Source organism: Paracoccus maritimus, assembly GCF_025195095.1.
In the GTDB taxonomy this organism is placed as follows: domain Bacteria; phylum Pseudomonadota; class Alphaproteobacteria; order Rhodobacterales; family Rhodobacteraceae; genus Paracoccus; species Paracoccus maritimus.
This window is the reverse complement of the sequence record NZ_JANAVZ010000005.1, coordinates 149,252-162,607: the sequence shown is the minus strand read 5'-3', so window position 1 is coordinate 162,607 and position 13,356 is coordinate 149,252. Positions and strand designations below refer to the sequence as shown.

Annotated in this window: 14 protein-coding genes, 2 tRNA genes and 3 pseudogenes; 8 read left to right on the top strand and 11 right to left on the bottom strand. The window is 60.5% G+C overall.

The window, feature by feature from the left end; genetic code table 11:
* The first annotated feature begins 52 nt into the window (after positions 1–52).
* The 4 genes and pseudogenes from MU516_RS10505 to MU516_RS10490 all read left to right on the top strand — a co-directional run.
* Positions 53–127: transfer RNA gene (locus tag MU516_RS10505), tRNA-Thr, on the top strand.
* A 227-nt stretch (positions 128–354) separates the two neighbouring features.
* On the top strand, positions 355–735 hold the full coding sequence (locus tag MU516_RS10500; protein WP_260277176.1) for a hypothetical protein: 381 nt from the start codon (positions 355–357) through the stop codon (positions 733–735).
* A gap of 337 nt (positions 736–1,072) precedes the next feature.
* Positions 1,073–1,789 carry a site-specific integrase gene (locus tag MU516_RS10495; protein ID WP_260277175.1) on the top strand — a complete coding sequence of 239 codons (717 nt, stop codon included), beginning with the start codon at positions 1,073–1,075 and terminating at the stop codon, positions 1,787–1,789.
* Positions 1,790–1,849: 60 nt separating this feature from the next.
* Positions 1,850–1,933, top strand: a pseudogene (locus tag MU516_RS10490) (IS5/IS1182 family transposase); the annotation flags it as partial.
* Here the strand turns inward: MU516_RS10490 and MU516_RS10485 are convergent.
* The 5 genes and pseudogenes from MU516_RS10485 to MU516_RS10465 all read right to left on the bottom strand — a co-directional run.
* Positions 1,903–2,208: pseudogene (locus MU516_RS10485) on the bottom strand (transposase); the annotation flags it as partial. The pseudogenes MU516_RS10490 and MU516_RS10485 sit on opposite strands and share 31 nt — an antisense overlap.
* Before the next feature lie 507 nt (positions 2,209–2,715).
* Positions 2,716–3,033, bottom strand: a pseudogene (locus MU516_RS10480) (protein NO VEIN domain-containing protein); the annotation flags it as partial.
* Positions 3,034–3,051: 18 nt separating this feature from the next.
* Complete coding sequence (locus MU516_RS10475) at positions 3,052–3,477, bottom strand: hypothetical protein (RefSeq protein ID WP_260277174.1); 426 nt, start codon at positions 3,475–3,477, stop codon at positions 3,052–3,054.
* A gap of 69 nt (positions 3,478–3,546) precedes the next feature.
* Positions 3,547–4,676, bottom strand: a protein-coding gene (locus MU516_RS10470) for an IS3 family transposase (protein WP_260277173.1) whose coding sequence is annotated in 2 segments (ribosomal slippage) — positions 3,547–4,433 and positions 4,433–4,676 — 1,131 coding nt in all. Because the reading frame shifts where the segments join, the coding sequence is not laid out codon by codon here.
* 22 nt (positions 4,677–4,698) lie between these two features.
* Positions 4,699–4,836 (bottom strand): hypothetical protein, encoded by a 138-nt coding sequence (locus MU516_RS10465; protein ID WP_260277172.1) that lies wholly within the window; start codon positions 4,834–4,836, stop codon positions 4,699–4,701.
* 111 nt (positions 4,837–4,947) lie between these two features.
* Between MU516_RS10465 and MU516_RS10460 the strand changes: the two genes are divergently transcribed.
* Positions 4,948–5,859 carry a LysR family transcriptional regulator gene (locus MU516_RS10460; RefSeq protein ID WP_260277171.1) on the top strand — a complete coding sequence of 304 codons (912 nt, stop codon included), beginning with the start codon at positions 4,948–4,950 and terminating at the stop codon, positions 5,857–5,859.
* Between the two features lie 360 nt (positions 5,860–6,219).
* Here the strand turns inward: MU516_RS10460 and MU516_RS10455 are convergent, their stop codons facing one another.
* Positions 6,220–6,669 carry a MarR family winged helix-turn-helix transcriptional regulator gene (locus MU516_RS10455; protein WP_260277170.1) on the bottom strand — a complete coding sequence of 150 codons (450 nt, stop codon included), beginning with the start codon at positions 6,667–6,669 and terminating at the stop codon, positions 6,220–6,222.
* A 78-nt stretch (positions 6,670–6,747) separates the two neighbouring features.
* Between MU516_RS10455 and MU516_RS10450 the strand changes: the two genes are divergently transcribed.
* Entirely contained in the window at positions 6,748–7,209 is a 462-nt protein-coding gene (locus MU516_RS10450; RefSeq protein ID WP_260277169.1) for a hypothetical protein, read from the top strand.
* A 228-nt stretch (positions 7,210–7,437) separates the two neighbouring features.
* Here the strand turns inward: MU516_RS10450 and MU516_RS10445 are convergent, their stop codons facing one another.
* Positions 7,438–8,001 (bottom strand): DUF429 domain-containing protein, encoded by a 564-nt coding sequence (locus MU516_RS10445; RefSeq protein ID WP_260277168.1) that lies wholly within the window; start codon positions 7,999–8,001, stop codon positions 7,438–7,440.
* Between the two features lie 343 nt (positions 8,002–8,344).
* On the opposite strand from MU516_RS10445, the gene MU516_RS19465 reads away from it, so the two are divergent.
* Positions 8,345–8,587: an AbiTii domain-containing protein gene (locus tag MU516_RS19465; RefSeq protein ID WP_425606844.1), complete on the top strand. Its 243-nt coding sequence runs from the start codon at positions 8,345–8,347 to the stop codon at positions 8,585–8,587.
* 81 nt (positions 8,588–8,668) lie between these two features.
* A complete protein-coding gene (locus tag MU516_RS10440) occupies positions 8,669–9,481 on the top strand; it encodes a hypothetical protein (RefSeq protein ID WP_260277167.1) in 813 nt (270 codons plus the stop codon).
* Positions 9,482–9,708: 227 nt separating this feature from the next.
* Here MU516_RS10440 and MU516_RS10435 read toward each other — a convergent pair whose 3' ends face one another.
* The 4 genes from MU516_RS10435 to MU516_RS19460 form a co-directional block, all read right to left on the bottom strand.
* Positions 9,709–9,891 carry a hypothetical protein gene (locus MU516_RS10435; RefSeq protein ID WP_260277166.1) on the bottom strand — a complete coding sequence of 61 codons (183 nt, stop codon included), beginning with the start codon at positions 9,889–9,891 and terminating at the stop codon, positions 9,709–9,711.
* Positions 9,892–10,065: 174 nt separating this feature from the next.
* Positions 10,066–10,142: transfer RNA gene (locus tag MU516_RS10430), tRNA-Pro, on the bottom strand.
* Between the two features lie 413 nt (positions 10,143–10,555).
* Positions 10,556–12,532, bottom strand: coding sequence for a TonB-dependent receptor domain-containing protein (locus MU516_RS10425; RefSeq protein WP_260277165.1), 1,977 nt, complete (start codon positions 12,530–12,532; stop codon positions 10,556–10,558).
* 126 nt (positions 12,533–12,658) lie between these two features.
* On the bottom strand, positions 12,659–13,171 hold the full coding sequence (locus MU516_RS19460; RefSeq protein WP_425606848.1) for a 4'-phosphopantetheinyl transferase family protein: 513 nt from the start codon (positions 13,169–13,171) through the stop codon (positions 12,659–12,661).
* Between the last annotated feature and the right edge of the window lie 185 nt (positions 13,172–13,356).

The following is a 13,356-nucleotide window of genomic DNA, read 5'->3' as shown; positions in this document are numbered from 1 at the left end:
CGGTCCCCCTTGCGCGCTGCCCTGCCATTGTCTAAACGCCCCATCACCCGGCGCTGCGGTAGCTCAGTGGTAGAGCACTCCCTTGGTAAGGGAGAGGTCGAGAGTTCAATCCTCTCTCGCAGCACCATGTTATCCCATTGAATTGAAATAAAGGCCTTGTTTTGCAGTGGCTTTGGACATTCTGTCGTTCCAAATCTCGTTACAAACGGACTCTGTATCATGGCAGGCGCAACCCGATACCTTCTGAACCGCGACTGTCGATTCTTCGCCCGGCTGATGGTCCCGAACGACCTTCGCCAGATCGTCGGCAAGTCATAACTGCGCCGACCGCTTGGCCCTGATCGTCGCACGGCTATGAAGCACCTGCCGAGCGCTGTCGCGATTCTACAGCATGAACTGGCGCAAGCCGAGCGTAAGGCCGTCTCTAGGGGCGCTGTGGCGGTTCAGTCGGGCCGCTACCCTCTGTCGCCAGACCAGATCGCCGCCAGTCACTACTCGCAACGCCTCGCTTACGACGACACCCTGCGGAACGATCCGCGCTGGCCGAGCCTGTCGCTTGATCACCGGCACGTCGCCGACCTGCGCGCGGCCATCGCTGGGACGATGGACGACCAGCGCCTTGCTGCCCTGTTGGCGATCAGGCCGAACGGTTCCGGCAATTCGACAATCATACGGCAGAGCCGGGCAGCGATGAATGGCGCACCATCGCCCGCGCAATCGCGGTCGGTGAACTAGAGGCACTGGCGCGGGCAGTCGAGCGCGACAACGGCAACTTCGCCGGGCGGCCTGATCATCCCATCATCGCGAACGCAGCGCCGCCAGAGGACCAGCCCAAGCCGGTGCCGATCAAGCCGTTGTTCAAGGACTACATTCTTTCCCGGCACGCTCTCGGAAAGCACAAAGACGGTGCGAGGGGTTGGGAGGCGGCCATGCTGGATTTGACGAAATTCCTAGGGCACTTTGACGCCCAGCGGATCACCAAGCGCAACCTGCTGGACTGGCGCGACATGCTGCTGGCCGAGGTAAGTCGACGAAGACCATCGCGAACAAGTATCTCGCCAGTGTCCGCGCAGTGCTGCGGTGGGCGTTCGAGAATGTCGGCCTGCCGACCAATGAGGCCGAGGGTGCAAGGCAGGCCGTCACCAAGACCAAGCGCACCCGTGAACGCGGATACACGGCGCCAGAGCCCATCGCGGTTCTGAAATTCTCGACCAACTACACGCCGAAAGAAACTGATAACCCGGCCCATCGCGAAAGCGCCCATATTGCGGCTGCGAAACGATGGCTGCCGACCTTATGCGCCTTCACCGGCGCGCGCATCGCCGTAACGGCGCAGCTTCGGAAAGAAGATGTGCGACAGGACGGCGACCTCTGGGTGATCCGCATCTCACCCGATGCAGGATCGGTGAAGACAGGCGAATATCGCGACGTGCCGCTACACCGGCAGGTGGTTGCACAAGGCTTCGCGGAATTCGTCAAGGCCGCGAAACCCCGCCCGCTCTTTCACGGCGGCAATACGCAAGAGCGTTACCTTGCATCTGCGCGGGTCACGGCGGGGCGCGTGTCGCAATGGCTGCAAGAGCCTGAGCTTGTCCCTGATGGCATCCAGCCGTCGCATGGCTGGCGGCACCGCTTCAAGACGCAGGCGCGTGAACTTGGGCTGTCCGACAGGATCGCGGACGCAATACAGGGTCACACGGGCAAGACGGCCAGCGACGACTACGGCGATGTTAGCCTAATCGCAAAGGTCCGCGTGATCGATTCCTTGCCCGACTATGACCTGAGCTAGGCCGTGTTGACAAAAGAGATTCCGATTGGGTGTTGATCGTGATTCAAGCTGGTATCTGCGATGGAGATCAGCTTGGCACGAGACTTGATGTCGGACGAGGAATGGGCGTTCTACGAGCGGTTCATTCTCGCCGTCCGCGCCCCGATCATCACGGTATTCTCTTCACCATGTTCGGCAGCGAGACCAGCCATCATCCGAGCGAAAATACCCTTCGCGCTCCAACGTCTCCAACGGCTGTAAAGCGTCTTGTGAGGCCCATAGGCGGTGGGTGCATCACGCCAGCGTAAGACATTGCGGACAATGAAGATGATCCCGCTGAGAACGCGCTTGTCATCAACGCGTGGCTTGCCGTGGGACTTCGGGAAAAAGGGGGCAAGGCGTGCCATCTGCGCGTCAGTTAGCCAGAAAAGGTCACTCATGTCACCGCTCCGTTTCCGGACCGTGAATCACGCAGCGCAACGGAAATCAATGCATCCTGACCCTAGAGCATGTTCAACATCGAAGCGTTTTGCGCTCATCAATGCCTTTAATTTATCGTTTTCATCGTTCACTGTGTAATTCCTTTGAGGTAAGAAAAATCATCTCTTCAAATTTTCGACGAGAACATCACCAGGGGTGGGTTCTGAATGGTATGCCTAACGATGTTGGCGTGAACGTCTTCATCCAGCAAGCAGAATGCACTGCTTGATTGAATGACCGCTAGCCGCAAGCTGCATCGCAGCGAATTTTGCTGCGAGCGATGTCCGGAACGGGCCGTCTCTGCCGTAGTTCGCGGGCGGACAGCAATACGTGCTCGGAGGCATACGTCATATCCGCTACGCGACAACAACAGGCTGTTGCTCAAAATCACAGGCCCCACTCTCGATCGAACGGAGCCAGCGAGGGATTCCGATGGCTCTCGGCCAGGCGCGAGGCGGCGGACCAGATCAACCTGGCTTGAGCGTCGCGTGAAAGGCGTAGGGGTAGAGATCGAAGGCCGCCATCATTTCGCCTTGCGTATAAAACGTAACCGACGCGGCCTCGTCGATGTCGTGAACCACCGCCAACTGCCATAACGGGCGCACCTGGCCCTTGCGGTTAGTCCTGCTATTGCGGTCGTTGAGACCAATCTCCTGAGCATAATTGCGCTCGTTGATCGTCATGAAGAAGTGCGGCTTATCGTATGACGTCCCCTTGACCTCGACGTGCCAGATGTCGCCGCTGGTCTTGTGCGTTAAGAGTAGGTCGTAACCGCATTTTTCCGCTTCCTTGGTCTCCCAGTGCTAGTCCGGCAGAGCAGCCTTCACCGCCGCCACCGCCTTCTCCTCGATTTCCTTGCGGCGCTTTGCGCTGCCGCAGAAGCCTAGCTTGGGCGTTTCTTCAACCGGTGCGTTGGTCAAGCGCTCGAGATATTCGGTGCGGTAGTCGAGCAGCTGCCTGGCGACTTTTGCCCGCCAAGCGTCGTTTGCGCAGTTGCCACGTAGATAGGCGTAGGACCGTTTGATATGGTCGCCGCTGATGCTGCGATCGCGGAGATCCAGCGGTATCAGATAGGCGCGATCGGCATCTAGCGTGTAGGTGAAGCGCCCGCCGTCGGAGTCCTCTCCTAGCGCCACCGCATCGGGCCGGTCTACATAGCCCCGCGCGAAATCAGCGCCTTCATACCAACCCGTCAGATAAAGCCCAGGACGCCCCGGCCGCCGCGACACAGCGAATACCAGCCAGTCGTCCGTCTCTGTCTGGACCTGTCACGTATTTGTGCCGCCCCCAGTGCTCGTTTAGGCCACTTGGCGTTCGAAGGCCAAGGGGTTTTTACCTCCCAATGCTGAGTGCCGACGGCGCGGGTTATAGAAGCCGTTGATGTATTGGAAGATGGCGGTTTCGGCCTGGCGTCGGGTCTCGCACGTGCGGCGCCAGATCAGTTCGGCCTTGATCGTCTTGAAGAAGGTCTCAAAGGCGGCGTTGTCATAGCAGTTGCCTTTACCGCTCATCGACGGCTTCAGGCCGTGCTCGCGCAGAGCCTTCTGGTAGTCGTGTGAACAATATTGGCTGCCGCGATCGCTGTGGAAGATGCAGCCCCTGGACGGTGACCGTAGCGCGATAGCCATCTTCAAAGCCCGGATCGCCAGATCGCGTTTCATGCGGTTGCTGACGGCCCACCCGATGACCCGCCTCGAATGCAGATCGAGGATGACCGCCAGATACAGCCACCCCTCGCGGGTCCAGATGTAGCTGATATCGCCCGCCCATTTCTGGTTGGGCCGATCCGCTGTGAAGTCACGGTCCAGAAGGTTTGGCGCGATGTTGAACGTGTGGTCGCTGTCCGTTGTCGCTTTGAATTTCCTCGTCCTTTCAACGACAATTCCGTTCTCACGCATCAGGCGACTGACGCGCCGGTGACCGACATCGACGCCGACTTCCTTCAGTTCTTTGGTCATCCTGGGGCGGCCATAGCTGCACAGGCTCAGCCGCGACTGCTCCTTGATGTGCGCCAGAACCACCATATCCACGTGCTGCCTGCGGCTGGCTGGACGGCTCCGAAACGCCCGCAATGCACGCGGGCTGACGTTCATCACCTGACATAGCCGGTCGATCGGGAAGGCCCCACGCTGTTCTTCGACGAACCGAAACCTCACGGCTTTTGGCTCGCGAAGAACTGGGTGGCCTTTTTTAGGATGTCCCTCTCCTCCTTGAGGATGCGGATCTCGCGCCGCAGCCGTTCGTTCTCTCGTGCCAGCTCGCGATCCTCAGCCGAGACGACATCCGTGTCCCGGTGCGCGTTCACCCACTTGTTCAAGGTCGACAGGCCGACGCCCAAATCATCCGCGACCTGACGCCGCGAAAGCCCACTCGTCAGCGCGATCCGCACCGCATCCTTGCGAAATTCATCTGTCCTGCCTGTGCCCATGCTTCATCTCCTTTGCTGCACATTACGTGATCAAAGGGGCGGCACCAAACCGCGACAGGACCAGCTGTGCCAGCCCGAAGCTGTCTCCACTCATCTTGACCAATGCGTCGGAGAAGGACAGAAGCGAAACCGCCGCGAGGATCGCGATGATGCCGTGCATCGTCCCGCCAAGAGGTAGAGTGTGATCGATTTTCCATGCCATTCGCTATGGAGAACACGGGCTGCCTTGTTCATAAAATGAGAATGGATCGCCATTGCATGAGGATTTGGAATGGATCGCCGTTCGTTGCCGCCGTTGTCTCGCCTCCCCGCATTCGAAGCGGCCGCCCGGCATGAAAGCTTCACCGCTGCCGCCGAGGAGCTTGGCCTGACGCAGACCGCGGTGACCAAGCAGATCGCCGCCCTGGAGGCGGATCTCGGCTTGCGGCTCTTCGAGCGTCGCAACAGGGCCGTCTTCCTGACCGAGGCCGGGCGCGCCTACGGGCAGGTTGTCGGCGCGGCCCTCGCCGATATAGCAGCCGAGACGACGCGCCTGCGCGGCGGCCCCTCCGGCGAGGGACTGGTCCTGCATTGCCAGCTTTGCGAGGCCTTCTACTGGCTCATGCCGCGCCTTGCGGGCTTCCACGAACGCCATCCCGGGCTGGAGGTGCGGGTTGTCAGCGCCCTGGCGCCGCTGACAGCGGCGCCCGAGCCCTTCGACGTGGCGATCCAGACGACCGGCCGGGCCGCGGGCTCGGCGCGTCTGGCCTTCACCGCCTCGGACGAAATCTTTCCCGTGGCCGCCCCAGGCCTCGTGCCGTCCGGGGCGCTGCCGCTCCCTGCCGCGGGGCTGGTCCGATACCCGCTGCTGTCGCATCGGGTCCTGCCGCAAGACTGGATGGATTGGCCTGACTGGTTCGAGGCCGTCGGACATCCAGTACCGAAAAGCGCGCGGATCACCGGCTTCGACAGCTTTCCCTTGGTGCTACAGGCGGCGATCTCAGGTCAGGGGATTGCGCTCGGCTGGCGCAAAACTGTCAGCGGGCTCATCGCGGACGGCAAGCTCTTGAGGCTCTGCGACGAGGCTGTATTCCGCCCGACCGAGATTTCGGTCTTCCGCGGCGCGAGGCGCGGCAACCACGCGCAGACCGATGCCCTGCTTTCGTGGCTCCGAGAAGAATTGACCGAACGCCCCACCGGATGACTACTCCGTCCTGCGGAACTGACGTTGGCGCGCCAGACCCTGCTGCACGATGCCACCAACGGCCGGTTTGGGGAACCTGCGCCGTAGCGATGGCTTTGCAAGCGAATGTCGGGAGAGGGCCGGGAGCGCCCGCAGACCTGGCGCGCCAGGACGAGGGGTCTGCCACGCCGCCGCATGACCGCCGCGAGCCCATTCTGACCGATATGGTGAGATGGCTGAATAGCCAACAAGCAGCGCACCATCGGCGACGTACACCTCAGCTCCCGCTTGGCGCCGGCGATCAGACAGTCTCACAACCCGGGATCAATGCTCGCGACGGTACCGTTGGCTGGCCTCGTCGTCCTTGCTCGCGCCCATGCGTTAACTGGCCTCTCCCGCCTTCAGCCTCTCCACGGCACTCCGCATGGTGGAGACGAAAAGATCGAGGTCGTCGCCGTTCAGGTGCCCGAGGGCCATCGCGTTCACGTCGCGAGCGGCGGCCTGAGCCGGGCCGCGCAGTTCGCGGGCCTGCTTCGTAAGATGAATGGTCTTGGCTCGTGCATCCGTTGCATGTGCCCGGCGCTCGATCAGCCCGTCCCGCTCCATCCTGGCGAGGGTGTTGGCCATGGTCGCCTGTTCGACATCGAGACGCTCGAACAGGTCGCGCTGTGTCAGTCCGTCCTCCTCCCACAGCGCCAGCAACGTCATGAACTGCGCCGGCGCGAGGCCAAGCGGTCGGATGCGCTCATGCAGGCGCTGCGCGAAGAGCCGCGCCATGTGGTTGGCGAGGTAGCCCGCCGAACGGGCGCGATCGAAAGTGTCGGTGCTCATGGCCGGAGAATAGTTCTTGCATAGCATGCTGTCTACATCTACCTAATTGCATAGCCTGCTATTGAAAAGGAGATCGGCATGTCTCGAACCCCACTCATCGCGCTGCATGGTGCCGCCGGCGCCGCGGCCCTTCTCACCATCGTAACCTTCTGGGTTTCGGCGCTTACCGCCGAGCTCGTCCTGTCCAGCACCGGAGTCGTCGTCGTCCGCACGGCGATCCTTTATGCCCTGCCGGTTCTCGTGATCGCCATGATCGCCACCGGGGCCACCGGCGCGCGTCTCGCGGGGCGCTCCAAGGCTCCCGTCATCAGGGCCAAGCGTCGCCGCATGGCGCTCGTGGCGGGCAACGGAGTCCTCGTCCTCGTGCCTTCCGTCATATTCCTCTGGTGGCGGGCCCAGGCTGGCCTTTTCGACGCGACGTTTGGGATCGTGCAGATCGTCGAACTGGCCGCGGGTGCAGTCAACATCGTCCTGCTTGCGCTCAACATGAAGGCCGGCATGGCGATGCGCGCAAGGCGGGTCGGCAAGGCCACCTCATAGAACATGCCGAACGGCAGCATCTTGATGGGTCGTGGTCGGCCGAGTAGATGCGAGTGGGCGCTTCGTCCGCCCTGCCGACCTTCATACTCCGAAAATGCTGCGCGATGGTCGAATGACCGATTCAAGGAAGCTGCGAGGCAGCGATGACCAACCTGGCGACCGTCCCGCTAAGGGCCGTTCAGCGTCTATCTCCAACGTTGGCCCGCTGTTGATCCAATCTGAGATATCTTACAAACCCTCAAACCAAGGGTAGCGAGCTCCGGGCACCACAAGTTCTATGTCATCTTCAAGGTCCGAGAAGAGATCCACAATCCATTTTCGATTGTGCCCCATGGCTGCACACCAAGCTGCAACGATGGCATCACCCTCGTGGTCTGCTCCTGAGCTTGCCAGTGCGTCTTGATAGAGCTCGCTGATTGCATTCTCGCCGGATACGCGGAGCAACAGCTTGGGGTGGCTTTCGTAAACCGGCAATCCAAGTCGCTTGGCGACATTCGCGCCATTTAGGGTCATGGAGCTGTACAGGGAGTTTTGAGCGACAATCGAGTTGCCGCCATATCTGCGTCGTAGAGCATCATCGCAGGCCCTCCCACCCTTTGGGGACCAGGCCAGGAGGGTGTCTATGCCGAGTGCAACCGCTGTTTTTGCATGAGACTGAAGCCAAGTCAGCGCCTCAGCCGCATCGCGAACAGTCGCTTTGTCCACAATCTTTGGCATGTCAGAAACCACTTGAATCACCGCGACACCATTTTTTCCTTTTCCGCCTGGATCGTATCCGAGAAACAGCGTCATGCTCTAAGCCTTCGTATTTTTTGGTGAAACATCCTGCTTACCAGAGAGCTTTGCGTCGGCCGAGTTGTTGCGCAAGACTTGAACGTCCGGTTCGGGAAAGCTGCGACGCGGCGGCCATTCTCAGGACCAAGGTCGGCTCTGGGCCGGGGAGTGACGACGAGCGAGGGGCGACCAGATGCTTACCCCTGCCGTGCCGCCACAAGTCCGGTTTGAGCCCTAAGCCGTGATTCGGTAGACCGACCATTGATGCGCCGCATCTTTCACGAGCTTCACTCGAGTTGACTAGCCAAGCTACACAGCGACAGTATCAATCAGTCAGCAATGTTAGGGAGGTACATGGTCTATGGCCGTTTCGAAGTCGAGTGCAACTGAGGCGTATGAGCTCTCGAACCAGCTTCTGGCGGACCTCGAACTCGGACAGCTGGCGTTGTCGAGTTGCGTCACGAAAGCCGCCCGGCTGGCTCGGCTTGTGGGAGACGACGACCACCTCATGATCTTCAGGTATGAGTTATCTGGGTACCCGTCCAGCCCAGCGGGGGGGTGCCTGCTGAGGCGTTCCGCCTTTGCAGAATCGCAGAGCGAGTGAAGCTCACCAAAAAAAACCGACGAAAAAGGCAAGGAGACCGGGGATCTGGTGGAGGGCGCGAATACAAGGTCCATCGCCACCATGGAAGAAAACGCCTCGACCTTGAAAAAGCGACTGAGCTTCTTCCAGCCTCAGCCAATCAACATCTCGTCGGCAAACCCAAATCAATACGTGCACCCTCCGTTCCGCGACATTGCGACCGAAGCCCAAATAGCATCCAACTACCGTGACGAGGTCGCCGCCCTGGCCGGTAGGCGCTCGTTTGTATACAACTACGTCCTCGCCAAGCATTTCGAAATGCGGGTGTCTTCGGCCGCCGAAGATGTCTTTGACGAGTACAGGTCGCGGGTAGATGACCGCCTCGGAAACCTCATCCCAGACGAATTGCGTCGCCTCGATTCCATCCGCGCCAATCTGGAATCAGAAAACCCTGAGGATTGGGCCAATGCAGGTCACAGTTGCCGTAGGCTTTTACAGGCCGTCGCGGACGTATTATACCCTCCAACCGAAGATCTGGCGGTGGGGGGCAACGGCAAGCCTATCAAGGTCGGCCCAGATAACTACATCAACCGGCTCGTCCTGTATTGCGAGAACACGATGGCCTCCGGGGTCTCATCCAAGGTAATCAGTTCAGACCTCAAATATATCGGCGAACGGTTGGACAGTGTTTTTAACGCCGCCCAAAAAGGATCTCACTCGGATATCGACCTATCCGAAGCCAAACGCTTTGTAATCCACACTTACTTGGTGGTCGGAGATATTCTCGAACTTCATTGCGAGGCTTCAGGCCAACTCAACCTTGAACTGCCTGACGACAGTCCAACGCCGGTCGCTGATGCGGTCGAGGCGGCCCCCGCGGCGGGTTATGGTGAACGACGCAATCCTTGCGCGTAACAGATGTGGCGGTGATACCAATGCACGGCGCCCAATTTCCCATGAATCTGGAAACATGCAGCGGCGACTGGCCGCTTCGTCCCGCACTGCCGGCCTCGTGGTGCTGGGCGATGCTGTGCGGTGCATGAAGGTCCGGTATGGGGAAGCTGCGCTGCGGCAACGGTGATCCCGGCCAAGGTCGGCTCAGGGCCGAAATTGTAAGCTGATGACCTGATAGGCGATTTGGGTTAGCGTTCCTCGTCCTTACCTTCGCCCCATTGATCATCCATGAACGCCTTCAGCTCGGCCGATGTGAGCGTTTGCTCGCTGCTTCGCGGTTTGGCCCTTTCCTGCAAGGAAGCGATGCGCTTTGCCAGCGGCTGTTCGTTCTCTGCGTTCGTGTATTCAGGCTTCTGATCGTTTCTTCCCATGCTACTGGCCCCACGATTGGTGCGGCGAAATTAGCAGACGGCTGTCCCAGATAGAAACTTTGGTTGGAGGCGTGAGCGAAAACTCATCAAGCCTTACGTCAGCCTTGCTGCCGCAACGGAAAAATTTTGGCCACTTGAGGAAGACTTCAGTGGCAATCAACATCAATCAAAAATTGGTCGGAGCGAGAGGATTCGAACCTCCGACCCCCTGCTCCCGAAGCAGGTGCGCTACCAGGCTGCGCTACGCTCCGACCGTAGGACGGGCAGGTAGCGCGCAATGTCGGTGAATGCAAGTCCCATCAGTTCGGACGAACACAATCTTTGACTGTGGGCAGATCGGGCGATGCGAATTGCTTCCCAGTCGCGATTGTGACGCTGTCAAAGCCCGGCCCCAACCATCGGCATGTTCGCGAACGCAATGCACAGAACGGCGGCGAGGCGCGAAATTCGGCAACCTCGTATCGAAACCACGCCGCGTGCCGTCGAACAGTCCAAATGAGGAGAGCCGGACATGGATTTGCAAATTCAGGAATGAATATCTTGCCAAATTCTGACGATCAGACGCTCAGCACAACACTGATCAGCAAATCCGCTACGTGGCCCCGGCGCACCAAAAAGCGGCGCCAATCGGGTGGCGCCGCTGATCAAGATCTGCTGCTGGCGATCAGAAATCCATCGTCAGACCCAGCGTCACAGTCCGGCCCGGCGCGTAGAGCGGGGTCACGTCACGCTCCGTGTTGCGGCCATAGCTCGAGCGTTCATAGTAGGCCTTGTCCAGCAGGTTATCGACGCCAAGACGGACCACGACATTCTCATAGCTGGCCGGACGCCATTCGGCATAGGCATTCAGAACGCCATAACCGGGGTGATCCTCGAACCCGTTATCGTCGATATAGTCCCCGGACAGTCGGTCCGCCATGTCCAGCGTCGCGCCCACGGTCAGGTTGTATTGCGGAATCTCCTGATCGACGAACAGCGAGGCGACGGTGCCAATCGGAGTGGCTTCGCCGCCGGCGGGCGGCAGTTCATCGCCGTCGAAGGTCAGCTTGGCTGTGGTGATGCTGGCGCCGAACCGGCCGCTGCCCCAGCTGTAGTTGCCCGACAGCGTGACGCCCCGGCTGCGATATTCCTCGCTGTTCTCGAGGATCGGGAAATACGCGTTGGCCAGACCGTCCAGCCGGGTGTCGAACAGGGTCAGGTTGCCTGTCCAGTTGCCCCGATTCGCATTCACGCCAAGCTTGTAGTTGGTGGCGGTGGCCGGTTCATAGTCGGGCGAGGTAAAGGTGCTGCTGTCGCGGGCGTGCAGATAGCCGTATTCGCCGATGTCGTATCCCAGCCAGGTACGCGACGCCCCCGCGAAGACCTCGTATCCCGGTGAGACTTCATAGGCCACGGTGCCGTTCACGCTGACGCCGCTATCCGCCTTTCGCAGGCCGTTCCAATCGGTATAGCGGTGGTGATCCACGCGCGCGCCGGTGGACAGATCGATACCGTTCTGGAATTCGAACCGCCCTTGCACGAACGCCCCGACCTGCATCGTCTCGGTGGTATGGAAGCGAACATCCGTGTCGCCAAAATTGTCGATCTTGTAGTCGTTGTAGGCCCAGTCGATCCCGGTGGTGATGGTGCCCGGCCCCATGGCAAAGCGGTTCTGCATCACGCCGCCCACGGCCTGCGCCTCGAAGGCGAAGTCACCGCTGGTCCTATCAGGAATGAAGTCGGGGCGCGTGTATTTGTTGCGGCTGATATAGAACCGCATCTCGGGATCCCACATCGCGGTGGGCGCGGTCGAGCTGTATCGCAGGCTCAGCGTGTCGCGCGTGATCTTCAGCGGGAAGACCTCGTCGCTCAGATCCATGTTCATCCGCGCCACACGGTCTGCATCGTCCCTGCTGTGCTCGTAGGACAATTCGATCCGGTGGGTTTCGAACTCGTAGCCCAGTTTGACAAGCCCGCCGGTGACAGCGGATTCGCTGCCTGGAATTTCGTCGCCATTGCCAGCGTCATAGTTATCGCCGCGTGCGGCATGGATCATCGCGAACCAGTCAAAGCCCTCGTGAACGCCATAGCCCGCAAGATTGGCCGAAACGCCGCGCCCATTGGTGCCATAGGACAGGCCAACGCGTCCGCCCTGCGTGCGGCCGGCGGTCAGCAGGTCGCGCGCGCCAAGCGTTTCATAGCGCACGGCACCGGCTGCCGCAGCGAAACCGGCGTCGGCGGGCGCCGCGCCCGCATTCACCTCGACCCGCTTCAGGAAGGCCGGATCGATCACGTTCGAGCCGCTGTGATGCCAGCCATCCTTGAATTGCGGCACGCCGTCCACCGACACGGCAAGGTTCGACTGCTCAAGCCCAAAGACATGGATGCGCTTCGACTGGCCAGACCCCGCAGCGACTGTGACCGCGGAATCCCGCGCGAACAGTTCCGACACGTCCGCCGGATGCAGCGCCTCGATATCCTGTTTGGTCACGACGACACCGCCCGTCGCCTCGACACTTTCCTGCCCGTCAGCAACCAGAGTGATCGGGCTTAGAACGATGGTTCCCGGCGTTTGCGAGATCGTTGCGTCCTGCGCGGCGGACGCCGTCGCAAGTGCAAGAATGGAAACACCCGCAAGCGGGAAGACGCGGCGCAGCTTCATGACGGAACCTCGATGAATTGACGATGCGGTCCGCCTAGTCCGGCCGCGTCGGGATTCACAACTGTTTTACTAAGGATTGGATCGGGAACGCGACAGGTGTGTTGTAAAAATAACATAGTTAAATAGTCAGGATTCATGCGTAGCTGCCAGTGTGTGCACCTCACGGCCCATGCAGCGCCAGAAAACGGGCCAGGCACGCCCCTCTATGCACAGGTCAAGCATGGAGGCATCCCAGCAGGTCACGTTGACCGCGCGGCAATCGGGCAAGCCAGTGCCTCGCGGGGACAACGCCTTGAACAGCGCCTCCTTGGCCGAAAAGATCACCGAGACGGCGTCGGCTTCCCCCAGCCAAACTGGGCGCGCACGAAGATCGCCCGACGACAGAACAGCGGGTGCCAGCAGGGACGCGGCGGCGGCGTCAAGCCGTAACTCACAATCCACGCCCAGCCCTGAAAACCCACGACCCGCAACCGCAACGACGCGCGCAGGGCTATGGCTGATGGACCCTGCACATCGATCCGGCCAGCAAGGTGCGCGCCCTTGCATTCCGACGAATTCCGAAGCCCCCAGACGGCGCAACGCAAGCGCAGCGCACAATCGCCCCGAAAGCCACTCGCGCCGTCTGCGCGGTCGCGCCATGCGAAGATCACGATGCAGGGCCACCCGCAGAATTTCATGATTCCCGGCGTCGCAGCACAAGGTGTCGGGGTCTGCATCGTCCATGATCCCTGCCGGGTCAAACTGTGCCCAAGACAGGCCGGGCACAGCAAAAAACGGCTTCTCTGAAATTTTTGCAACCTGCATCATTCTGCCTTTCATATGCA